The 21933-nt window shown below is 54.4% G+C and carries 19 protein-coding genes and 1 riboswitch; of the genes, 8 read left to right on the top strand and 11 right to left on the bottom strand.

Annotated features, from left to right (window positions below; genetic code table 11):
* Positions 1 to 180 precede the first annotated feature (180 nt).
* The 5 genes from TRICHSKD4_RS21495 to TRICHSKD4_RS21475 form a co-directional block, all read right to left on the bottom strand.
* A complete protein-coding gene (locus TRICHSKD4_RS21495; protein ID WP_208993188.1) occupies positions 181 to 1170 on the bottom strand; it encodes an iron ABC transporter permease in 990 nt (329 codons plus the stop codon).
* 100 nt (positions 1171 to 1270) lie between these two features.
* Complete coding sequence (locus TRICHSKD4_RS21490; protein WP_009469075.1) at positions 1271 to 2206, bottom strand: ABC transporter substrate-binding protein; 936 nt, start codon at positions 2204 to 2206, stop codon at positions 1271 to 1273.
* Between the two features lie 19 nt (positions 2207 to 2225).
* On the bottom strand, positions 2226 to 2999 hold the full coding sequence (locus tag TRICHSKD4_RS21485; protein ID WP_009469074.1) for an ABC transporter ATP-binding protein: 774 nt from the start codon (positions 2997 to 2999) through the stop codon (positions 2226 to 2228).
* Entirely contained in the window at positions 2996 to 3433 is a 438-nt protein-coding gene (locus TRICHSKD4_RS21480; protein ID WP_009469073.1) for a DUF1636 domain-containing protein, read from the bottom strand. The genes TRICHSKD4_RS21485 and TRICHSKD4_RS21480 overlap by 4 nt, the downstream gene beginning before the upstream one ends.
* Positions 3430 to 3648 (bottom strand): hypothetical protein, encoded by a 219-nt coding sequence (locus TRICHSKD4_RS21475; RefSeq protein ID WP_009469072.1) that lies wholly within the window; start codon positions 3646 to 3648, stop codon positions 3430 to 3432. The genes TRICHSKD4_RS21480 and TRICHSKD4_RS21475 overlap by 4 nt, the downstream gene beginning before the upstream one ends.
* A gap of 109 nt (positions 3649 to 3757) precedes the next feature.
* Positions 3758 to 3965: riboswitch (cobalamin riboswitch) on the bottom strand.
* Between the two features lie 307 nt (positions 3966 to 4272).
* Here TRICHSKD4_RS21475 and TRICHSKD4_RS28510 point away from each other — a divergent pair.
* Positions 4273 to 6432 (top strand): mechanosensitive ion channel family protein, encoded by a 2160-nt coding sequence (locus TRICHSKD4_RS28510; RefSeq protein WP_050763512.1) that lies wholly within the window; start codon positions 4273 to 4275, stop codon positions 6430 to 6432.
* Positions 6433 to 6549: 117 nt separating this feature from the next.
* Here TRICHSKD4_RS28510 and TRICHSKD4_RS21465 read toward each other — a convergent pair whose 3' ends face one another.
* On the bottom strand, positions 6550 to 7626 hold the full coding sequence (locus TRICHSKD4_RS21465) for a zinc-binding dehydrogenase (RefSeq protein WP_009469068.1): 1077 nt from the start codon (positions 7624 to 7626) through the stop codon (positions 6550 to 6552).
* Between the two features lie 169 nt (positions 7627 to 7795).
* On the opposite strand from TRICHSKD4_RS21465, the gene TRICHSKD4_RS21460 reads away from it, so the two are divergent.
* From TRICHSKD4_RS21460 to TRICHSKD4_RS21450, 3 genes are all read left to right on the top strand, one after another.
* Positions 7796 to 9880 (top strand): S9 family peptidase, encoded by a 2085-nt coding sequence (locus tag TRICHSKD4_RS21460; RefSeq protein WP_009469067.1) that lies wholly within the window; start codon positions 7796 to 7798, stop codon positions 9878 to 9880.
* Between the two features lie 126 nt (positions 9881 to 10006).
* Positions 10007 to 11593 carry an ABC transporter substrate-binding protein gene (locus TRICHSKD4_RS21455; protein ID WP_009469066.1) on the top strand — a complete coding sequence of 529 codons (1587 nt, stop codon included), beginning with the start codon at positions 10007 to 10009 and terminating at the stop codon, positions 11591 to 11593.
* 130 nt (positions 11594 to 11723) lie between these two features.
* Positions 11724 to 12077: a hypothetical protein gene (locus TRICHSKD4_RS21450; RefSeq protein WP_009469065.1), complete on the top strand. Its 354-nt coding sequence runs from the start codon at positions 11724 to 11726 to the stop codon at positions 12075 to 12077.
* Between the two features lie 86 nt (positions 12078 to 12163).
* On the opposite strand, the gene TRICHSKD4_RS21445 is transcribed toward TRICHSKD4_RS21450, so the two are convergent.
* The 5 genes from TRICHSKD4_RS21445 to TRICHSKD4_RS21425 all read right to left on the bottom strand — a co-directional run bounded on the left by TRICHSKD4_RS21445 (position 12164) and on the right by TRICHSKD4_RS21425 (position 17223).
* On the bottom strand, positions 12164 to 13858 hold the full coding sequence (locus TRICHSKD4_RS21445) for a BCCT family transporter (RefSeq protein WP_009469064.1): 1695 nt from the start codon (positions 13856 to 13858) through the stop codon (positions 12164 to 12166).
* Between the two features lie 171 nt (positions 13859 to 14029).
* Positions 14030 to 14944 carry a cytochrome c gene (locus TRICHSKD4_RS21440; RefSeq protein WP_009469063.1) on the bottom strand — a complete coding sequence of 305 codons (915 nt, stop codon included), beginning with the start codon at positions 14942 to 14944 and terminating at the stop codon, positions 14030 to 14032.
* 87 nt (positions 14945 to 15031) lie between these two features.
* On the bottom strand, positions 15032 to 15493 hold the full coding sequence (locus TRICHSKD4_RS21435) for a cytochrome c (protein WP_009469062.1): 462 nt from the start codon (positions 15491 to 15493) through the stop codon (positions 15032 to 15034).
* A gap of 174 nt (positions 15494 to 15667) precedes the next feature.
* Positions 15668 to 16267 (bottom strand): superoxide dismutase, encoded by a 600-nt coding sequence (locus TRICHSKD4_RS21430; protein ID WP_040617464.1) that lies wholly within the window; start codon positions 16265 to 16267, stop codon positions 15668 to 15670.
* Between the two features lie 155 nt (positions 16268 to 16422).
* On the bottom strand, positions 16423 to 17223 hold the full coding sequence (locus tag TRICHSKD4_RS21425; RefSeq protein ID WP_208993157.1) for a DUF6159 family protein: 801 nt from the start codon (positions 17221 to 17223) through the stop codon (positions 16423 to 16425).
* Positions 17224 to 17504: 281 nt separating this feature from the next.
* Here TRICHSKD4_RS21425 and TRICHSKD4_RS21420 point away from each other — a divergent pair, with 281 nt between their 5' ends.
* The 4 genes from TRICHSKD4_RS21420 to TRICHSKD4_RS21405 all read left to right on the top strand — a co-directional run bounded on the left by TRICHSKD4_RS21420 (position 17505) and on the right by TRICHSKD4_RS21405 (position 21930).
* Positions 17505 to 18197, top strand: a complete 693-nt coding sequence (locus tag TRICHSKD4_RS21420; protein WP_139052245.1) for a thermonuclease family protein — start codon at positions 17505 to 17507, stop codon at positions 18195 to 18197.
* Positions 18198 to 18425: 228 nt separating this feature from the next.
* Positions 18426 to 19232, top strand: coding sequence for a hypothetical protein (locus tag TRICHSKD4_RS21415; RefSeq protein ID WP_040617319.1), 807 nt, complete (start codon positions 18426 to 18428; stop codon positions 19230 to 19232).
* A gap of 23 nt (positions 19233 to 19255) precedes the next feature.
* Positions 19256 to 20662: an ATP-binding protein gene (locus TRICHSKD4_RS21410; RefSeq protein WP_009469056.1), complete on the top strand. Its 1407-nt coding sequence runs from the start codon at positions 19256 to 19258 to the stop codon at positions 20660 to 20662.
* A 95-nt stretch (positions 20663 to 20757) separates the two neighbouring features.
* Complete coding sequence (locus TRICHSKD4_RS21405; RefSeq protein ID WP_040617463.1) at positions 20758 to 21930, top strand: YbfB/YjiJ family MFS transporter; 1173 nt, start codon at positions 20758 to 20760, stop codon at positions 21928 to 21930.
* Positions 21931 to 21933 lie beyond the last annotated feature (3 nt).

Genomic DNA, 21933 nt, shown 5'->3' with positions numbered 1-21933 from the left:
GGTCATTCTGGACAAATGCAGCGCTGCTGCATGATGATCCAGAATCCAGCGTGTCATTGTGAGCAGCGCGAACTCTTCTAAAATATGACCATGCCTTTGGCATGGGCATATTATCTGGATTCCGGATCAAGCGATGGCCATTCGGCCACGCGGTCTGGAATGACCTTGGAACGAAAAAACTCAGCTCTGCCTTCTCAGCAGCCAGATGAAGAAGACGCCGCCGATCAGGCCGGTGACAATGCCGATGGGCATGTCTTCGGGTGACATGATGGTGCGAGCCAGAATATCCGCCCAAATGAGAAAGATGGCGCCCAGCAGCATGGAAGCAGGCACAACGCGGACGTAATTTCCTCCTGCAACAAAGCGAACAATATGCGGAATCATCAGCCCGACGAAGCCGATCATGCCGGAAAAGGCAACCATGACGCCGGTAATCAGCGCGCCTATCACAAAAACGGTCAGGCGGAACCTTGCAACCGGAATTCCAAGTGTTGAGGCGGTTTCATCGCCGATTGTCATGGCATTGAGATCCCCTGCCCGAGCCCAGAAATAGGCTCCGCAGACAGCAAGAATGACCAACGGAAACACCAGATGGCTCCATTGCGCGAGGCCCAAGCCGCCCAGCATCCAGAACACCACCGTGTGGGTTGCCCGTGGGTCGCCTAGAAAAATCAGCACATTGGCGCCAGCCATGATGATGAAAGAAACAGCAACTCCGGCCAGAACCAACCGGTCAGCACTGGTGGCAGCTGCAAATCGCGTGACCCCCAGCACCAGCAGCGTTGCGCCCAGCGCACCCACAAAGGCCATGAACGGCACAGTCAAAAGCCCGAGAAACAGCCCCGTGTGCAAAAGGGCGAGGATGGCCCCGAAAGCACCGCCAGAAGAAATGCCCAGAAGATGTGGATCAGCCAGTGGATTTCGGGTCACGGCCTGAAGTGCAGCGCCGACAACCGCAAGCCCTGCGCCCACCAAAGCAGCCAGCAAGACGCGGGGAAACCTGATTTCCCACACAATTGCTTCGCGGCCCTTGGACCAGTCCACCTCAACAAGGCCGGGTGCCACTTTGCTCAAGAGAATGCCAAAAACCGTTTCTGCCGGAACGGAGACCGCCCCGACAGACACAGCAAAGATGACAGACAGCAAAAGTAGACCGAAGCCGCCAACCATGGCCAGCGCAAACCCGCTGAACACAATTTTGCGCTTTTCGCGTGCCTCCAAGGGGCGAGATGACGCCAAGCGGAAATCCTCGGTCTGGTCTGTCATGGTGTCACTCGCCCCAGAAGCCGGATGCGAGTTTTTTCACCGCTTTAATATTCCGTGGCCCAGGAGTTGCCTCAACATATTCCAACACCACGAAACGATCATTTTTCACTGCCGGAATATCAGAAAGCGCCGGATTGGTCTTTATGAAGTTGATCTTCTGCTCTGCGGTTACAGAGCCGTAATTCACGATCACGACAACTTCTGGAGCGCCATCGACAACAGCTTCCCAATCGACTTTCGCCCAGCTCTTATCAAAACCATCCATGATGTTTTTGCCGCCAGCAGCCTCGATCATCGCAGTCGGCATGGCGTAACGACCAGCAGTGAACGGTCGATCTTCGCCACTGTCATAGACGAAGACTTTCAAAGGCTCGCCAGACGTTTTCAAGCCTGAAGTGAACTCTTCAAGTTCAGTGCGGTAAGCAGCCACGAGGCTTTGCGCGCGTTCTTCCACCTGAAAGATTTTGCCGAGATTCAAAAGGTCGTTGTACATGTCATCCATGGAGACCTTCGGTTTTTCGCCGATATGAATGCAGGATTCGGTCAGCTCATAGACCTTGATTCCAAATGGCTCCAGAGTTTCTGGGGTGACCTCACCGCCAACCTTCATGCCGTAGTTCCAACCAGCGAAATAGAAGTCGGCATCTGCCCCAACAAGAACTTCCTTGGTTGGATATTTCTCGGATAACTCTGGAAGTTCGGCGACACCTTCCCGCATCTTCTCGTCCAGCGTTTTCCAACCGGAGATACCTGTGTACCCAACCATGTGATCCCGAAGGCCAAGAACCAGCATCATTTCTGTCAGATTAACATCATTGGAAATGGCTGCTTTCGGCGGTTCTTCAAACGTCACGGTTCGGTTGCAGCTTTTCACTTCAACAGAGGCCAAAGCAGAGGAAGCAAGCAGAGAAAATGCCAGCGTTGCAAGGAGGGATTTCATGATTGTAGATTTCCTTGATTTACAATGAAAACGTGAGGTGTCGATCGCCGCTTGGAGCGAGCATCTGAACTCGGGTCTGGACGCCAAAGGCTGTTTCCACCCGGTCCGGGATCAAGACGTCGTGAGGCGGGCCGAATGCCAGCGCCTTGCCGCCAGATAGCAATAGAATGTCATCACAGAGATCAGCTGCCATGTTCAAATCATGCAGGCTGGTAACGACCGTGATGCCGAGACCGCGCACCAGCGCAAGGATCTCAAGCTGGTGACGAATGTCGAGGTGATTGGTCGGTTCGTCCAGAACGAGCAGTTTTGGCTCTTGTGTCAGCGCCCGGGCGACCATGGCCCGCTGGCGCTCTCCGCCAGACAGCGTTCCAAGCCGCCGGTCGGCCAGAGGCAGCAGCTGCATGCGTTTCAGCGCACCTTCGATTATTTCCGCATCGCGGGCACCACCTCGCGACAGCCCTTGTGCGTAAGGCGTGCGGCCCAGCGCGACAATCTCACGAACACTCAAAGCAAAATCGGTCGGCTGTTCCTGCAAAACAGCGGCAATGCTGCGGGCTGCGTCGCGCGCGCTCAAGGACCAGATATCCGTTCCATTTAACAAGACACGTCCGGAGCGCGGCTTGTTGTACCGATAGATAAGCCGCAAAAGCGTCGACTTGCCAGCGCCGTTGGCCCCGACAACTCCCAGAATGTGACCGGGCTCCAATTCGAAGGACACCGGATGAAGCAGCACGCCCTGCCGGTCCGGGCCCCATGTCACGCCCTCGACAGTGAGTTTTGCTGTACTCATGGCTTGTCCGCCCCTGCCCCAGCCCCTGCCCCTGCCCCTGCCTTGGCCTTAGCCCCAGCTTCAGGCACGTTCAACGCCGGAATGCGGGCCAAAGCGGTGCGGCGAAGTTTGCCGGGCCGATCGCGCGAGATGCACCAACCGTCGGGCAATTCGGAATATTGGCGCGCAAACGCGATCAAGTCGTCGATGTCCTCTTCCGGTGTCATGTCACCGAAGAGGTACGTCGCCTTGCCTTCAGCACGAAACGCTACCGTGCAAGACCGCGCGCAGCCAGCCATGCATTCGATACCGGCGATGTCGTATCGCGCCTCAAGGTCCGGCTGGTTCTTCAAGTCAACTTCGAGCTTGGCCAGAATATCCTTACCTGGTCGCAGATCGCTGCCTTTTTCACGACAGGTGGTGCACACAATGATCTGGTGTCGATCTGCAGTCATTGTTTGGACTTCTCTGGAGAGGTTTCTTTCAAGCCGGTTTGTGGCCGGACGGCATCTTCACGAAATTTATGTAACGTTATTACGTTACTATTCTCATATCCGTCAAGCTGCCCTGAAACGGGAATATCCTGCATTGCCCGATGGGCCCGCTCAGCAAGTGAACTGGTTTGTGTCAGCAGCTCGGCAAGCTGCGCAAAGTTGTCTGTCCGGGTCATGTCGCCCTCCGCGATCTTGCGAGGGCCTTGGGGGAGAAAACCGAAGAGTGGATGCGATCAAAACAAAGGCAAGGCCACCAACCGATCTCGTCCAGGGCGCCCCGCCCGGGTTGAAATACAATCGCATGGCAGGTCTCCTGACTTGCGGGTCATCGCTTGCCTGAGCCTTCCCGGGTTTCCTCCCAGTGGTCAAATTCAGGTTTGCTAACCGCTCACAGTTGCGGGGGCAGTCACGGACTTGATGGCTGATGCCTACGTCTCACCGTGTTCCCTTTTAATGCCAGATCACGTTCGCAACCTGATAACCATTACGCGTCTTGTTCTTGAATGTTGGCACCCACTTTGTCAATAACGACAAATATCGTGACGCATTTTGTCCACTCGGCGTCTGAAATACACCCTGATTTTCTTCGTATCGGCGCGCGCATACAATCACCCTAAACTATTGAAACAATTCGATTCAGAAATGCTCACACTGCATTTTGGCCAGCTATATTGGGGTCAGGCGATCAACAGGCAGAGTGAATATTAATGGTCACAATAGCGGCGCACCAGGTCCGGTTCCCATCCCGATTGCTCCACCACCTGTCATCTGTTCTGATATTCCTCGCAGTCCTTTTCCTGATGGCTTCAGCAAGTTCAGGATTAGCTCAGACCTCGGCAGGAAATCTCGAGACCCTTTCAGACCTGGGGACCGACACCGAGGACTATTTGACCCTGACAGATCAACAAGTTCGGGAGATTCTCCTGAACGAACTCAAGGATCGAGAGGAGAAAAAGGGAAGCGACAGTGGAGTTTTCAATCCTGCAAAAATCGCATTCTTCTTCAACTCCGCGTTCAGCCGACTTTCAGATCACGGTGGTGAAGTGTTTGGCGCTTATGCGGACCTTCCCGGCATTTTTGGCAAGGGCTATGCCGCTTTCAGCAAAAACCAGTCACCCGGCTCGGGAGGCCGGTTTGTTGTCGCTTTGCTTGCCTCCGTCATCTGCGGCGCATTTTTCACGTTCGGTTTGGCGCATTATGCGGCGGGTCGGCGGCAGACGCCCCGTCATACACAAATCGCTCACCCGAACGCCCTTGAGAAACTGGCGTCGCACGGCCACACCATTCTCGGTGGCATGGTGTCCATGACAGTTTTTGCGGCGGTAACCTCAGTCCTTTATTTCGTGTTTTTTGATGAGAGTGCGAACAACCGGCTGGCGTTTGTCTTCTACATCGTGCCGATCTGCCTGTTTTGGTTTGCAACTTTATTGCTGCGGGCCTTTTACTCCCCCTTCACCACGGATCTCAGGCTGCCATCCTTTACTGACCAACAAGCGCAAAAACTGTTTGTGACAATGTTGATTGCGGTTGGGTTTGGGGCTTTTGCCTTTTTCACCTGTGCCTTGATCAACACGCTCGGCGTCTCTGGTCCGGTCCATGATCTTTTTCTGGTCACGGTGACAGGCATTGCCGCCTTCCTGCTCTCAATCTCATTTACGCTGAACAGAGAAGCAATCCGCCAAGACCTAAGCGTTGGAAATTCAGCTGCAAGGCATTCATTTGCTGCTAAATGGTCCCGTTTTTTGATCTTTCTGCCTGTTTTGGTGTGGGCTGTGTTGGTGGCCTTGGAACTGATCGGGGACGGGGTGCCCTATGGTGCAGGACTTCTAACCCTGCTGCTCGCAGCGACGTATCCGCATATCGATGCTTTTCTGGTTCGCACTGAAGCCGAACTTCGTGATGATGAAGCGAAGTCCTTTGCCTATGCGGTGATCAACACGGCTCGACCGCTGGCCGCTGCATTGCTGGCAATCGTGCTCTTTGCGTCTTGGCGGCTCTATTCGATTGTGGTCACTCCAGAGGGCGATGGGTCCGTAGCCCAATACTGGAACACACTGGTGAACAGCGCTTTTTATATTCTTGTCGGTTTGGCGTTCTGGAACTTCAGCAACATCTACATCACCCAGCAAATCGAGAAGGAAGACGCGTTAAGGGGCGCGAGTGACGATTTGGGAGAAATGGAGATCGGGGGTACGGGCCTTTCGAGAACCCGAACGCTCCTTCCGCTCATCAAACGCACCATTCAAGTCATCGTCATTGCTACCGTGACAATGGCTATCCTCACAGCAGCTGGCGTTGATATTGCCCCCGTGCTTGCCGGTGCCGGTGTTCTCGGGCTTGCCATCGGTTTTGGCTCCCAAACGCTGGTACGGGACATTGTCTCTGGGGCGTTCTTTTTGATCGACGATGCTGTTCGCATTGGCGAATACATAGACACTGGCTCGGTGAAAGGGGTTGTCGAGCGCATGTCAGTGCGATCGCTACAGCTTCGCCATCACCGCGGAGCCGTCCACACCATTCCGTTCGGTGAAATCCAGACACTGACAAACTACAGCCGCGACTGGGCGATCATGAAATTGCGGTTCACTGTTCCGTTCGACACTGACCTTGAAAAGGTTCGCAAGCTCCTAAAGAAGGCGGGTCAAGAGCTTTCGCAGAAAGAAGACATCAAGGACGATTTTCTACAGCCATTCAAGGCACAAGGCGCTGTCGAGGCCAGTGACTACGGGTTTGTTATCAGCACGAAATTCATGTCCAAACCCGGCAAACAATTCGTTATCCGACGTCACGCCTTTGCCACCGTGCAAAGGGTGTTTGAAGAAAACGGCATTCAATTCGCCAGACCGACAATCAACGTGTCTTCGACAACGGAAACAAGTGACACCGACAGCGACACAGCAGACACCGCCCACGCAGCCGCCCTAGCGGCCCACGCGAAGGCGCAGGCCTCACCTGTTTAATGTTTGGCTGCCGCCGTCGGAGTTTCTCCTATTTGGTTGAGCCACGGTCTTGACCATGAACCAGCTCAAGGCGGGGTTTATGGCCGCGGACAAGCTGGCTGCCTCAGCCTTCATATTTCACCCCGGCGTGAGGGCGATTTTCAGGACGCCATCACGTTGGTTTGCGAAAAGGTCATAGGCGTCGACGATCTGATCCAGTTTCATGCGGTGGGTGACCATTTCGCTGAGGTCAACACGGCCACTTGCAACAATGGACATCAACCGCCGCATTCGGTCTTTCCCGCCCGGACAAAGGGCCGTCACGATCTTGTTGTCGCCGATGCCTAGATGAATCGCACTCGCAGGAATGGTCAGATCTTCGGTGTAAACACCGAGACTGGAGAGTGTTCCGCCGGGCCGAAGCACCTCCAGGCAGTTTTGAAAGGTCACCTGCTTGCCAAGCGCTTCAATTGCAACATCTACTCCCCGCCCATTGGTCAACTCCATGATCTTGTCGATCGGGTTGACCTTTGTGAAATCAATCACCTCGTCTGCGCCCATCTTTTTGGAGATGGCCAAGCGCCCCGGAACGCAGTCGACTGTGACGATTTTGGACGCGCCCAACAAACGGGCACCTGCTGTCGCGCAGAGACCAATCGGGCCTTGAGCAAACACAGCAACTGTATCCCCAATCTGAATGCCGCCGTTTTCCGCGCCCTTGAAGCCTGTCGACATGATGTCGGGACACATGAGCACCTGCTCGTCAGTTAGCCCATCTGGCACAACAGCCATATTCACTTCGGCGTCCGGAACTTTGAGGTATTCTGCCTGTGCGCCGTCGATGTTGTTTCCAAAACGCCAACCACCAAAGGGGGCGTATCCATGGGGTGTTCCCGGCCCGTCTTGTGAGCATTGACCGCACAGGCAAGCGTTTGAGGTGCCACTGGGCGTAACAGCGCCGACAATGACCCGCAGCCCTTCTTCAAAGCCCTTCACGGCTGAGCCGAGTTTTTCGATGACACCGACGGGTTCGTGCCCAATTGTGCGTCCACGGTCGACCGGGTAAGCGCCTGTAAGTATGTGAACATCCGACCCGCAAATGGTCGTCGTCGTAATCCGTATCAGGGCATCTGTTGGGCCTATATCAGGAATTGCCTTTTCCTCGATTTCGATCCTGTCTTTTTCAACAAAGACTGCTGCTTTCATTACGCTCATGACACCCTCCCCAACCTCTCGACCAATTAAAAACGCTAGGGAAAACGCAGCGTGAAAACAATCAGCGCGGGTGGACGATATTTTTCACTCTCGTCACGGCCTGCATGGATCTGTCATAAACTCGGCCTCCTCCCTTGCCATGTCGCGCTAAAAAACCTAACTCGATTTCATGACACAGATTCCAACGCCCCCTCGCGCAGATGCGCGGCCCGTCACCCTTGAGACCAACGGCTTTAAACGTCAGGACGATTACGCCTGGCTGAGAGCAGACAACTGGCAGGAGGTGATGCGCGATCCTTCTGTGCTGGCCGACGATATTCGCCAGTATCTGGAAGCAGAGAACGCCTATCAGGAGGCTGTGATGGCCCCAACGGCAGACCTGCAGGACGTGCTCTACAAGGAGATGCGCGGGCGCATCAAGGAGGACGACAGCTCTGTTCCCTCACCCGATGGACCTTACGCCTATGGCCTGAAATATGTGACCGGCGGCCAGCATCCAAAGTTCGTGCGTACGCCGCGCGATGGCGGCGAAGAAACCGTTCTTCTTGATGGTGACAAGGAAGCTGATGGAAAAGCATATTTCAAGTTTGGTGGGGCCAGCCACTCCCCCAACCATGAACTTCTGGCCTGGGGCTATGACGACAAGGGATCGGAGTATTACTCACTTCAAATTCGCGATCTCACCAAAGGCGCAGACCTGAATTACGTGATTGAAGACACAGGCGGCGGCGGTGTCTTTTCCAAAGACAGCAAGCACCTGTTTTACATCCGCCTTGATGCGAACCACCGCCCGTCCAAACTGTTTCGACATGAAATCGGCACCGACCCGGCCAATGATGTACTGGTCCATGAGGAAAAGGATGCCGGCTTTTTCATGGGCGTTGGCGAAACCCAGTCTGGCGATACGATCCTGATCGACATTCACGATCACGAGACATCGGAAGTCTGGATGATCCCGTCGGATGCGCCGCTCAGTGAGCCGGTGCTGATCGCCCCGCGCGAAACCAGCATTGAGTATTCCGTCGAAGACCATGGCGATACGCTTTACATCCTCACCAATGCCGGGGATGCGGAAGACTTCAAGATCGTCACCGCCCCCAAATTAGCACCTGGGAAGGACAACTGGAGCGATCTGGTTGCTCACAAGCCGGGCACGCTCATTCTGTCGCTGACGGTCTACAAGACCTTCATGACAAGGCTGGAGCGGGAAAACGGCCTGCCACGCATCGTGATCCGCAGTCTTGCGGACAACAGCGAACATGAAGTTGCCTTTGACGAAGAGGCCTATTCGCTGGGCATGGGCGGCGGTTACGAGTTCGACACTCAAACGATCCGCTTTTCCTATTCTTCGATGACAACGCCGTCGCAAACGTTTGATTACAACGTTCAAACGCGCGAACGCTCGCTGTTGAAAGAACAGGAAGTCCCATCCGGGCACACGGCGTCAGATTATGTCAGCCGCCGCTTGCAGGCCCCAACTGCCGATGGTGAGACCGTTCCAATTTCCTTGTTTTATCACAAGGATACACCGCTTGATGGCACTTCACCCTGCCTTCTGTACGGCTATGGCTCCTACGGCATATCCATTCCGGCAAGCTTCAACACCAACGCGCTGTCTCTGGCCAATCGCGGTTTTGTTTATGCCATCGCCCATATTCGTGGCGGCAAGGACAAGGGCTTCCGCTGGTACAAGGATGGCCGCCGGGAGCACAAAAAAAACACGTTTGCAGACTTCATCGCCGCGGCTGACCATCTGGTGGCCGAAAACTTGACCGCCCATGATCGGATTGTTGCGCAGGGCGGATCTGCCGGCGGCATGCTGATGGGCGCTGTGAGCAACATGGCCCCCGAAAAATTCGCAGGCATCATTGCTGAAGTACCGTTTGTCGACGTGCTGAACACCATGGTGGATGACACCCTGCCCCTCACACCGCCGGAATGGCCGGAATGGGGCAATCCGATCACCGACACGGACGCTTATCAATACATTGCGTCCTATTCGCCTTACGACAATGTCGAGGCGAAGGACTATCCGGCAATCTTGGCGGTTGGCGGCTTGACCGACCCGCGCGTGACCTATTGGGAACCGGCAAAATGGGTTGCCAAGTTACGAGCGACCAAAACCGGTGACAGTGTCTTGATGCTGAAAACAAACATGGATGCGGGCCACGGCGGTGCGTCCGGGCGGTTTGACCGCCTGAAGGAAGTTGCCTTGAATCAGGCATTTGCACTGATGGTGACGGGGAAAGCCTGATCCCAACACCCGCCCATATCACTTAGAATTGAAATCCCCGCCGGGCTGAATTTGCAGTCCGGCGTTTCTTTATTTTGAACTCTGTTTAGAGTTTTTATCGCTCGACCGAAGTCGAAGGAAAACACAATGACACGACCAAAAAACAATGCACTGATGCGCGGACTGGCAGGTGCCCTTACGGCCGTCTTTTTGTCCGGAACGGCGTCAGCAGCCGAATTGCGATGGGCGTCACCGACCGACCCGCAAACAATGGACCCTCACGCTGTCAACTCCGCGGCGGTTCTTGGGTTCTTGAACAATGTTTACGAGGGGCTTGTCCGCCGCAACAAGGACATGGCGATTGAGGCCTCATTGGCAGAAAGCTGGGAACCACTCGGTGAAACCGGTTGGCGGTTTCACCTGAGAAGGGGCGTCAAGTTTCATGATGGTGCTGACTTTACCGCTGAAGATGTCCTGTTCTCCTATGAACGGGCGGCGTCAGACGATTCTGACGTTCAGTCGTGGTTTGCACCGGTTGCCCAAGTCAAGGTCGTTGACGAATACACCATCGACTTTCTGACCCATGAACCTAACCCGATCTTTCCAGATTCCATCGCCAACTTCCTGATCATGGACAAGGACTGGGCTGAAGCCAACAAGGCAAGCCGCCCAGCCCGCGATCAAGAAACATTCGCCACCTTGCGGACCAACGGAACAGGACCATTTGAGGTTCAAGACCGGGAACCGGGCGTGCAAACCGTGCTTGTGCCTCATGCGGACTGGTGGGACACATCAACGCATAATCTAACACGTGTTGAATTTTTCCCGATTTCCAACCCGGCAACTTCCGTCGCAGCGCTTTTGACCGGTGAGATCGACCTCATCAATCCGGTTCCAGTTCAGGATATTGACCGATTGGACCAAAACCTTGAGATCGCGGTCCATCGCGACATTGAGGCGCGGGTGATCATGCTCGGCTTCGGCCACGATGCCGACGCGCTGAAATACAATCAGGAAGAACAGGACAAGAATCCGTTTCAGAACGCTCGCGTTCGGCAAGCCGTAGCTCATGCGGTGAACACGCAGGCAATTGTCGACAAGATCATGCGCGGCAATGGCGAAACGGCCTCCCAACTGGTCAGCCGCCACATGAACGGCTACAGCAGCGCCAACGCCGCTGGTGTTGAATTCAATCCGCAAAAGGCTCGTGAACTGCTTGCAGACGCCGGTTATCCAAACGGATTTTCTTTTGGCCTCATGTGTCCGAATGACCGCTACATCAACGATGAAGCGATCTGCAAGGCCATCGCCGCAATGCTCGCGCGGGTGAATGTTCGCGCCAATGTCAACGCAATGCCGGTCCGCAACTACTGGAAAGAACTGCGCGAAGGCAACTTCGACATGTACCTGCTCGGCTGGTCGCCGGGCACCTTTGATGCGGAACATCCAATCCGCTTTCTTGTGAACACACCGAACAAGGAAAAGAAACTGGGCAGCTGGAATTTCGGCGGCTATTCCAACCCGCGGGTCGACGAGCTTCTGCCGCAAATTCAGCGCGAGCTTGATCCGGCCAAGCGTCAGGCAATGCTTGATGAAGTGGCAAGCATTGTACAAAGCGACCAGGTCTATGTTCCGCTGCACATCCAGCCGCTTTTGTGGGCTTCGCGCGCCGATGTGAAGCTGGTGCAGCGTGCGGACAATTTTGTCATGCTACGTTGGATCACGGTGGATTGACCTTCGACCGGTGGCATATGGCCGCCGGGTACCCACTTTCGCATCGCAATCCCTTGGCAAGGTCGCCAGAGGGTTGTAGGCCAGAGCAAGATCAATTCAGACCCTACGCATTCGGTTCAGGAGATTTTCAATGCCAAGCGCGACACCATTCGTAAAACGCGCAGCCAAGCTTGGCTGTGTGGCCGCCTTTTCAGTCTTTTTGGTCGGCTGCCAAAACCAAAACTTCGACGATTTCCTGTCCAACCCGACACCGTCATTCAGAAGCATCCCGCAGACCTATAACACCCGCTACGACTGCCGGTCCTTCAATGGTCCGGGCTGGAAAGGGACTGTCGGTGGCAAGTATGCAGCTTTTGGCGAAAACCGGAATGTAACCCGGGTGGGTTGCTTTAAAACACTGCCAGAGTGCAAGACATTCCTCGGCTATATCAGCGGAATGATCCAGATCACCATCTACTCGCGCTGTCAGGAAATCGGGGCCTGAGGAAAGACCTCAATTGCTTTGAAAACCCAATAAAAATGCCCGCCGATTTGGCGGGCATTTTCGTTTTTGAAGGCACATTCCCGTAATCAGGCGTGCAGGTCCTGCGCAATGTGTGTGCCATCCGGCGCCACAGCATCCGGCGCGATGGCCGGGGATGCGGACGGATCTTCCTTCAGCGATTTCAACAGTCCCCAGCACATGGCCAGCAGAACAAAGGAAATCGGGAACGCCGCGGCAATCGACGCGGTTTGAAGCGCACCAAGTCCACCGGCCAACAGCAGAACTGCAGCCACAAGACCTTCACCCATGCCCCAGACGATCCGGAAGATCTTTGGCGGGTTGTCATCACCCATGGAGAGCATGGTGGTGATCACAAGTGTTCCGGAGTCGGACGATGTTATGAACCACGAGGCCAACAGGAATGTGGCAAGCGCCGACAGTGGCCAGATGGTCCAGCTCATGTCACCCAGCCAGGACGTCCGGCCAAGGTTGTCAATGGTGCCATAAAGGGCTGCCGGAAGATTCCACGCCCGTACCGTTTCGATGACCCCTGCTCCGCCGGCAACACCTGGTCCACCGGCTGCATTCAGTTCCTGCCAGATGGCGTTGCCGCCAAACATGCAGAGCCAGAAGAACGCGATCAGCGTTGGGACGAACATAACGCCAACCATGAACTCACGGATTGTGCGACCACGCGAAATACGGGCGATGAACATACCAACAAACGGTGACCAGGAAATCCACCAGCCCCAGTAGAAGATGGTCCAGCCACCCTGCCACGCAGCGTTGCCTGCCTCATTCGCGGTCCAGAAACCCATCGGAACAACGTTCCAGATATAGTCGCCGATGGAGGTCACGAAGAAGCTCATGAGCCACTTGAACGGGCCAATAGCGACAAAGGCGGCCAGCAGCACGACAGACAGCCAGATGTTCCATTCGGAAATTATACGGATGCCATTGCCAACACCAGAAACGGCGGAAAGTGTCGCGATCACCGAGATGACAAGGATAAGCATCAGTTTGGTGAAGATCGAAGGTTCAATGCCAAACAGAACATTGAGCCCCTCTGCCATTTGGCTGACACCAAGACCCAGCGATGTCGCAACACCGAAAACGGTGCCGAAAACAGCCAGCAGGTCAACAGCATGACCCCATGGACCGTAAATCTTGTTCCCGATCAGCGGGAAAAGGGCAGACCGCATGGTGAGCGGCAGCTTTTTACGGAACCCGAAATAGGCCAGACACAGGCCGACCATCACGTAGACCGACCAACCATGGAAACCCCAGTGGAAGTAAGTCACCCGCATGGCGTCGACGGCACGTTGGATATTCATGTCCCCGTGGCCGTTCAGGTCGGCATGAGGGTTGTTTGGATATCCAAATGCACCAGAGTTATCGAAGTAGAAGACCGGTTCTGCGACACCAAAGAACAGGATGCCGATGCCGACACCGGCGGAAAACAGCATGGAAAACCAAGAGAAATTGCTGAATTCCGGTCGACTGTCATCATCTCCAAGTCGAAGTGACCCATGCTTGGAGAACATCAAAAACACACAGACGAAGAACATAACCGTCATCGCCGTGATGTAATACCAACCCAGACCGCTTTCGATCCAGCTGCGGACGGCTCCGTAGACCTTACCCGCAAAATCAACATTCAAAACCGTGAAAATTACAAACGCCGCAACCATCCCCTTTGCGGCAATGCCCATGCCCGGATGTAACCCGGCGAAGAGGCCACTCTTCGCTACAAGGTGACTGTTTGGGTGACTATCGCTCATTACGTCTCCTCCCCCGTACGTATAACGGTTAAGAGTAGTTTACCATGCGTTAGGCATTTGCACGATTGCGACCTACTTTTGTCTTAGGTAGTCGCTTTTGACGCATTCTTGCCAGTCGGTGTCGGACACAAAATTTGGCCAGAAACACTGCTTTGAATGGAATTGGACGCTCTATTTATGCGGGATATTTTTCAGGTAAACCGCGATAGCTTCTCGGTCTGAAGCGGGTAATTTGGCCATGTTTTCCTGCACCGACACCATCTCACCGCCGACCGAATCGTAGTCTGGCGTAAAGCCGCTTTCCAGATAGTAGGCAATGTCTTCAACGGACCAGCTGCCAATTCCCTTTTCAGAAGCCGTGATATCCGGAATGGTGCCGTTTCCGACGGGTGCTTTTGCCGCAGAAAGCCAAGATGCAAGCTCAAGGCCGCCGACGGGATTACGAGGCGTGTGGCATTCGCCGCAATGGCCAGCACCTTCCACCAAATAGCGCCCGCGTTGCCAGACGGCCAAATCTGTTTCTGAGGTCAGTGGCTCAGCGATCACTGGCCCCTCTTTTAGAAACAGGACCTTCCAGAGCCCAACTGCCCGGCGGATATTGAAGGGAAACCCAACCTCATGATCCGGTGCTTTACCATCGACAGCGGGAAGCGTTTTCATGAACGCAAAAAGGTCGGCCACATCCTGCAACTCCATGCGCGTGTAGGACGTATAGGGAAAGGCCGGGAAATAGTTTTGTCCATCCGGGGACGTTCCCTTGAGCATGGCATTGGCAAACTGCTCCAGCGACCAATTCGCCAGTCCATCCGGCGCGCTCATGGAAATGTTAGGCGCTATAAAGTCACCGAATGGGCTTTCCAGCTTCACACCCCCGACGAGGCGCAGTTTGTCTTCACCTTTTGCACCCGGTGCCGCGTGACAAGATGCACAACCGCCCGCCCAAAACACCTGCTCACCGCGAACAGCGTCACCGGGCTGAAGATTTGCCAGAGCTGTTTCAGACAAGGTTTGCGGGGCGGACAACACCCAAGCTACAACAGCGGCGATAGCAGCCAACGAAACCAGGCCCAGCAAAACTCTTTTCATGAAAACCTCCGGCAATAACAGCAATCACGCCGCTTGGCCTTTCAAGCGACGCGATATCTATTCGATGGGTTGAAATACCCGCTCGGGTTACTTCACCCGGAAGCCCTCATGACAGGATTTGCAGGTTCCCAAAACCGGGCCAAATACAGCCTTGAATGCATCGAGGTCTGCAGGCCCCTCTTTGCCGGAAGCTTTGGCCGCTGCACCTGTTGCCGCAGCGAATTTGGCGAGCTCGGCATCAAAACCGGCGCGGTCATCCCAAATCGCTGGAGCTGCTGTTGAATTGTCAGCCATGTCAGACCCATCCGGGAACAGACCCCCAAACGTGTGCGCAGCTGCGTTCATGGTGGAAATGGCTGCCTTGCCCGCAGCTGGCGTATACTCGATCTGCCCTTTCAGCATTCCGCCACCAAGGCCGGCAGCGGCACCAACCGATTGCATGACAGCTTTGCGGTCCGCAACCGGGTCATCTGATGCGGCAGCCGCATTCAGGGAAAGACTTGCAGCAGCGAGCGCAGCAACGGCAATTCCATATTTCAAAAAGCGCATAGGGTTCTCCTCTCCAGAAAAATCGCGTCCAAATTGTTAAATCTCACCTAAGGGAAAAAACTTAGACATGTCTGTGTTACGGAGACAAGACACGGGAACGTGATCAATGCCACGCACAAAAAAACCCGGCCACAATGGCCGGGTTTTCTCAAATCATTCAGCGCTTTGCTTCGTTCAGGAAGCTGCTTCGTAAAGCTCCAGAACGTAATCCCAGTTGACGAGATTATCGACGAAGGCTTCGAGGTACTTCGGACGCGCGTTGCGATAGTCGATGTAGTAGGAGTGCTCCCAAACATCGACGCCGAGCAGCGGAGCTGCGCCGTGAACGAGCGGATTTTCACCGTTCGGTGTCTTCATGATTTCCAGCTTGCCGTCTTTCAATACAAGCCAGGCCCAACCGGAACCGAACTGGCCAACACCAGCTGCGATGAAGTCGGCACGGAACTTGTCAAAGCCGCCCAGATCGCTGTCGATTTTGGAAGCCAATGCGCCCGGAAGAGATGTGCCGCCACCATTTGGCTTCATCCAGTTCCAGAAATGGATGTGGTTGAAATGCTGACCGGCATTGTTGAACAGTGGGGCGTACTTGCCAAAGCTTTCTTTCACAACCTCTTCGAGGGACTTACCTTCAAGACCGCTGCCAGCGAGAAGTTCATTACCCTTGGTCACATAGGCCATGTGGTGCTTGTCGTGGTGAAACTCGAGAGTTTCAGAAGACATGTACGGGCCGAGCGCATCATGGGCATACGGAAGATCAGGCAATTCAAAAGACATGGCAAAACTCCATTGGGTTGAGGCGGACGGAGAGCGCAGCCCAAATCTGCCATAGCTCCCCGCTTCGCCCGGCAATTTAGGAGCCTGAATGCCAAACGGCAATGACGGATTTCCAAATAAAGAAATTTTTTCTTGTTTTTTGTCCCTACGGACAATCACGTAGCGCCAAAAGCGTCTTTCATGAGCTGACTGTCGAAGTGAGCAGGGATCTCGCCTTCGACCGCATAGATGTAAAGCGCTGCGCGCATGATGGCACTCAAGGTCGTCAGAACCAGATTGACCAGGAGGATCCAGACCAGCGCCACGAACGCCAATCCGATTGCCATTGTAGAAGATGTCGGCGCAATCCAAACCGCACCCGCGAACAACGGCAGCATGATGAGCGTCGCCAAACCGCCAAGGATGCCGAATCCGACATGGCTCACCAGAGCTTCGCCCCAAGTCTTTCGGATGGCAGCAACCGAGCGTTTGACCGCATCGACCGGCCCAACACCGTCAACCACAAGAATGGGGACTGCGAAAAAGGTAGCGACAGACCAAGCGGCTCCGATGAAACCAACCAGAAAGCGAGCAAGTCCTCTGAAACGACTTTCAAGGAGCTGCAGCAGAAAGCCCACCGTTGCCATCACCAGCGCCCATAAAGTGATTTGAGGCAGGTTCCGAAGTGACAGCCTGAAACCGTCAGCAACCGTCGGATCTCCCCCACCAAAACGGATCAACGCACAGCCAATCAGGGCTGCGTTGAAGAAAATGATCACAAAATAACAGACAAAATAGAACCCGAGTCCAACGGCTAGATAGAGCAAATGCTGTTCTGCCCCCTGCTCTGTTTGCAAGTCGTTGACCAGCATTTCCAATGCGCCAGAGGCATAAAGCGGATAAACGGTCGCGCCGAGAACCGTTGCCAAAGCAATGGCGCTCATGATCGGAAACAACAATAGCTCCTTGTCGAGCATCAGAACCCGCCAACAAGGACCAACCAGACTGTACGCGCGCGAAATTTTTGAAAACACCTGAAAACCCCTTTTGATGGGCCACGTTTTTACAGCGGTATTATTGACCTTTCGTCAATTGGCGCGTTTTGCCGGATTATATCATTCGGTTCGATCGCACATTTCGGTCACATACGCTTTTTGGGCGCGTCTCTATCCCCAAGCCTCTTTGAGATATCAACCTGCCGGTAACCTTCGCCGTGTCAGAGTTGCCGCACGTTTCAGACACAGCCAGAGCGCGTGACATGCTCCAATCAATCCTGACCGCATCGGGACACCGAACTTTTGCCCTTTCCCTGATGCTGTCCTTCGCCCTCTTGCAGATGAGCGGTACGGCACAGGCAAACGAGGGATTGCGTATTGTTGATGGCGACACGATCGTTCTGTCAGGTGAACGCATCCGGTTAGATGGAATTGATGCACCAGAGCTTGGTCAACGCTGCCTCGACAAAACGGGACAAATCACACGGTGCGGGGCACTTGCCAAGAAACAGCTGGAACGCCTTGCCCAACAAGGGCCAGTTCATTGCGAAGGCACTGAGACGGACCGATACCAGCGACGGATCGCAACCTGTTTTGCCGGTCATGTGAACATGAATGCGGAAATGGTCCGGTCCGGACACGCTTTCGCTTTCGTCAAATACTCCCATCAATATGTGATGGACGAGAAGATCGCGCGCCAATCTCGGGTGGGAATGTGGTCAGGTTGGGCAGAGGCCCCGTGGGATTACCGAAAGGCCAAGTGGCAGGTTGCAGACCAAAGCGCGCCCGTAGGTTGTCCGATCAAAGGAAACATTTCCAACCGTGGACGGATCTATCATCCACCTTGGGCTCCTTCATACTCGAGGACACGGATCAACGAAGCCAAGGGAGAGCGATGGTTTTGTTCAGAAGCAGAGGCCTTAGCCGCGGGGTGGCGTCCATCTGCCGGCTCCTGAATTCGTGTCCAGACCTTGTCTCAATATTTCCGAACTCGTTCAAAACCAAGCCTAAATGACGTAGAGGCTCTGCCCTATATACAACCTATAGACGGTTACACGCTCTACCTCGACTGAACTATACTTCCATTCGCAATTGCAACATTAACGCGCGTTGAATTTGTTCTTCTACAATTTTGCCGCCTGCTTTGCATCGAGACTTATGGTGAAATCCGGACCGTCTATAGCATGTCAACGCGATCAGCCCATTCAGGCTCACGGACTGCCAGTTTTCTTGACGCTTCCAGCCCATCCTATTCAAGCCGCCCCTCTGAAGTCGATATCCTGAAACTTGGCTTTGGTCTTCAAGGCAACGCTTTTAAGAAGAGTACTGCTCGCTTTGTGCGGCAGGAGCAGTTCCGAAGTTTTTTCGCTGGCAACACGCATATGCAGCTGTTGGCGATACCTGGACTTATCAGTACCTTTATTACCGTTTATCCGGCAATTGGCCTGCCGCAAATCTACTGGTTCATCTTCACGGCGCTGGAGTTTGTGGTTCAAGCCGGTCTGATATTTTTGTTTGGAACAGAGGCTAAAAGACGCAAGTACAAGCGGCGGCATATTTACGCCGTATACTTCGTCATGACGATCTGGATTTCGCTTGCAATCGGAACAATGCCGGTCCTGACGGACCAAGCCAATCATGGCGATATCCAGAAAATCTGCCTCTATTTTACTTTTCTGGTTTGGATGTTTTTTGTTACGTGGTGGTGCAGCATTTTCCCGGTTATGGGCCTAACCGGTCTAACGACCATGGCTGCGATCTACCTGATGATGTCCGAGAACAGCGGCGTCATCGGTACTATCGAATGGACTGTTGTCAGCATTTTCATCCTCTATTCGGTCTTCTTCTGGCGCCAATGGAGGGTCTTTGTCGACGGCGCGCTTTTGCGCGACGAGTTGCAGCGCTCCTGGGACTATATTTCGTTGGCGCTCGCCGAGTTTGAGAATTCGGCAGAAGACTGGCTCTTGAGACCAACAAGTCCGGTCACCTGATCTCTATTCCCGATCGAATGCATATGGCCGCTGAGCCTCATGAGCTGATCGAAAACGAAACTCTTCTCGGCGAGCTCTTCGTCAAAGGAACCAGCGCGGCTTACCAACTGGAGAACACTCTTCAGATCCAACAACCGATCAAGGATGTCGTTCTTCAATTAAAACAACCCGCCCCGAACCGATTTTGGAAGCTGCGTGGGCGTCCCTATTTCGATGAAGATGAGCATTTCAAAGGCTATCGTTTTGTGGCCCACGACTTTTCGGAAAGTCACGCGCTTCAAGTGTCTGCCGCAGAACGGGAGAGGCACGATGCGATTGTGCGCATGACGGCAATTATTGCTCATGACTTCAACAACTATCTGGCGACTGTTGTGGGTTCTCTCGATGTTCTAGAGTTCAGGGAAAACCTGTCGGCTGCTGGCGAAAAGGCACTTAACAATGCCCGTAATGGAGCGATGCGCGCAGCCAAGGTCACTCATGACCTTCTGTCCTTCACCAAGGACCACAAGCTTCAAAACGCCAAACAGGTCAATTGCCTGAAAGCTGTTCAGGAAGTGTCGAGAGAAATCATCAGCGCCCATGGACAGGGCCTGATTTTCCAGATCGATATCGATGAAGGGCTACATGTGTTGGTCGACGTGGTCACTTTTCACCGTGCCTTGCGCAATTTGATGGAGAATGCAGCAAAGGCGATGTTGAGCTCTGGCTATGTTGATGTGACCGCAACGTTGGCGAAAGATGCCCGCGTGGAACTTCGCATCCGAGATTATGGGGCGGGTATATCGGAGGAGATTCTCGACCGCATTTTTGAGCCGTTTTTCACCACCCGGCACGGCGAAGGTGGCGCGGGTCTAGGGCTTGCAATGGTCAGAGGCTTTGCACACAAGTCGGACGGCGAAGTTCAGCTTCAGAATGCTGGTCCGGGAGCAGAGGCGATCCTGACCTTGCCGCTAGCAATTCCCATGGCCCAACCAGTCCAGCACCCGACAAACGAAACGGCCTCGCCAAGGCAAAATGCGAACTATTCTGGCCGCAAAGCGCTCGTGATCGAGGACAATCCCGAGCTACTTCAGACCTTGAACGAGATGCTGACAGATCTTGGCTTTAACGTAACAAACGCCGAGAGCATTGCGGAACTCCAATACAGAGTTGATCCGGAAGACCCGTTGGACCTGATCGTCAGCGACGCAGTGCTGTCAGATGGGCATGCCTTTCAGCCAGTAGAAGATTTACGGCGCGCCTGCAAAACTTCACCGGGTGTTGTCTATGTTTCGGGCTTCTCCAAGGTCAAACCACCGCATGGCACGGATGTCTTGTTGAAGCCGTTCTCATTGAAAGACCTCTCCGAGAGGATCCACGCCGTCCTGAGTCACCAGCCACCCCAATTTGCCGCGCGGGACGTACAATACTACCAAGCCAACAAGATCTGAGATGCCCCCAAAAAAGACCGCTTGATTAGTCCTTGCCTTGATGCTGGAAGTGCGGCTAGCGTCTGTTCGTATTCCATCACTTGGCTGGTTCTTTCTTGCGCAGTTTAACGTCCCCCACCCTGTTGGCCATCGGCGGCCTTCTGTCTTTGGCTGCAGCCATGGGTATTGGGCGGTTTGTCTATACGCCCATCCTGCCCTTTATGGTGGATGGGCTTAATCTCAGCGCAGATGATGCAGGATTGATCGCCTCCGCCAATTTTCTCGGCTATCTTATTGGCGCGCTTTTCGGGGCTATGCGTGGTCTGCCGGGCAGCGCCAGAAGCTGGTTTTTGGGTGCTCTTTTTGCCAGTGCGGCGACAACGGGACTGATGGGAACCGTTACAAGTCTTGAGACCTTTCTGGCACTCCGGTTTATAGGTGGGGTCGCAAGCGCCCTTGTTCTGGTATTTTCCTCCAGCCTCATTCTGGATCGCTTGCGCACCTCGGGAAAGCCGGGGTTATCAGCGGTTCATTTTGCAGGTGTCGGCAGCGGGATTGCCTTTTCAGCCCTTTTGATCGCACTGCTGGCACTGGCAAATGCGAGCTCGTCAGACCTTTGGTTTGCAGCCGGTGGTGCAAGCCTTCTCTTGCTGCTGATCAGCGCAAATTTGGTTCCGGCTCAGTCGAATGTACCAACTATGGAAGTACCCGCGCCGGAGCAAGGCCCCGTTTCAGATAAGCTGCAACTGGATGGCTCGCTTATCCGGCTGATCTTTGCCTACGGCTTGTTCGGCTTTGGTTATGTGATCACAGCAACTTTTGTTTCGGTTCTTGCCCGAACGACGCCAGACTTACAGCCAAGTGAGCCATATGTCTGGCTGATCGTTGGCCTAGCGGCAGCGCCTTCCATTTTCATCTGGAACCAGATCTCCGAGCGAACTGGCGCACGGCGCGCCATTGCTCTCGCCTGCCTCACAGAAGCAGTCGGCGTCAGTCTCACCGTGCTATCGCAAGAGCCCCTGATTTTCAGGTTTGGCGCAGCTCTGCTTGGCGGCACCTTTATGGGCATCACAGCGCTGGGATTAGTGGAAGCGCGGGCCCATCTGGCCAAACTGGGAACAGCGGACCCAAGACGCATTTTGGCGCTTATGACTGCCAGTTTCGGCCTTGGTCAGATGGCAGGGCCTTGGTTTGCTGGCGAGTTGTACACCCTGACCGGGTCTTTTGAGGCCCCCACCTTATGCGCAGCCGCCGCGCTTGTTGTCGCGGCGCTGCTTGTCGTCAGATAACCC

Source organism: Roseibium sp. TrichSKD4 (assembly GCF_000148725.1).
GTDB lineage: Bacteria > Pseudomonadota > Alphaproteobacteria > Rhizobiales > Stappiaceae > Roseibium.
The sequence above is the reverse complement of the archived record's forward strand: the minus strand, read 5'-3'. Positions and strand labels throughout refer to the sequence as shown.